1 pseudogene is annotated in these 1,680 nt (G+C 29.2%); it reads left to right on the top strand.

Annotated features, from left to right (window positions below):
* Positions 1 to 685: 685 nt before the first annotated feature.
* Positions 686 to 991, top strand: a pseudogene (locus B0A64_RS25655) (IS1 family transposase); the annotation flags it as partial.
* Positions 992 to 1,680: the final 689 nt, after the last annotated feature.

Raw genomic sequence — 1,680 nt, 5'->3', positions numbered from 1 at the left:
GTTCTGATGGTGCGTTTCTCATAAAGATTTGGTTATATGTTTTGGCTTCTTTAAGAAAAGATACATACCCAGCGCAACTCCACTTGTAAACAGTATCGAAATTTCACTGTCTATGGGGCCACCAACGGGAGGAGGGATTGCTTGTGGTTGAGGTGGAGAAGGGGCAGCTACACTTTTGAATGCTGCACAAAGAAACAAGGCTAATAATAACTCTAACTTTCTAATTTTCATATGGTATTTTTAAATTTGGGGTAAATAAAACTTCATAGGTGAAATTGCTTTTCACTTCATTGAATATGAATATATAGGAATAATTCTACATAAAATAAGAATAACTTGTAAGGAACTCATAATTTTTAAAACCGCGTATAAGTCATAAGATCCTGGAAAAGAAGTATTTATAAAACAATGTGTTAATTTATAATCAATACTTACGAAAATGACCATGTTATTATTCGAAAATTGAATTTTTCGCATTGTTTTAGCTTATTTAATTGTAGTACAAATATGTATGTTATCTCAAATATATTGAAAAAATTCTTATAAAAAGTTTAAAACAGAAAAATAATTAAAGTAATTTCCTGTTTTAACATAGTGTATTTTATAAAATTAAGCAATCTTACAAAATGAAGAAATTAGGTAGTGTTACAGATTAGGTGCTTTTATAAAATAATGACGTAACGAGCTGAAAAAGAATTCTAAAAATGTTGTCAGTTTTAATATCGGCAGAAGAACCAATAAAACATTAAGCCATGTTCTAGATACTTTAAAATTATCAGAAGTTAAAAAGATATTTACCGACAGATTAAAAAACTACAGATATCTGATTGATGAGAAACTGCATTCTGTAAAACGTTTTGGTACCAATCATATTGAAAGGAAAAATCTAACATTAAGAACGCATCTTAAAAGACTAAGTAGAAGAACTATTTGCTTGAGCAAGAGCTTAATAATTTTAGTATCAGTTTTGAAGATTTACTTTTGGACTTGAGTTTTAAATAGTTTAAATATATTATTGAATAATTTAACGCTAACGAGACCCGAACCATTTTTCCTTGAAAATACAGGCGTTTAGATTTTTTAAGAAATTGAGGTAAAATTTATCAAACGACAAAAAAGCTTGAAAAATGTAGATTTCTCAGTCTTTTGCTTTAACCTTACGGGAACAGGACTCGAACTTGTTAGAACAAAGTGAGAAAACACTATACAAAGTAAGATTAATACAGTTTCGAACCTAAACTTGTTAGAGCCTTATTTTGCTGTATTTCTGTTTTTCAAAAACACCATGTGCCACATTGACGCTCAACTCGTAGATCTGACCTGTAGTAAGTTGACCTCATCGGATGTAAGCTAAATATAGATAGATGGCAGTTCAATCAGTTGAACCGTTATTCTGTTTATATCTTCGAGCCAAACTATTTTAGTTTTTGTATTTTTGAGCCACCGTTGAAAGAGTGTTGGAGCCAAATTATTACATGCGCATTCTATAATAAATGTAATAAAAGATTAGTCGACTTGTATGTAACTAACAAGTAAAATTATCCATTAATATATGACTAAGTAAGTGATGAAAATCTCTTATGTTGAGGTAATTAATAATAAAAAGAGTAATAACTTTAATTTTGTATAATTATTATATAAATGATCTATAAAAAGAGAAAGAGCAAGTATTACTACTTG

The sequence above is a fragment of the Flavobacterium araucananum genome (assembly GCF_002222055.1).
In the GTDB taxonomy this organism is placed as follows: Bacteria; Bacteroidota; Bacteroidia; order Flavobacteriales; family Flavobacteriaceae; genus Flavobacterium; species Flavobacterium araucananum.
This window is presented reverse-complemented; position numbering and strand designations above follow the sequence as displayed.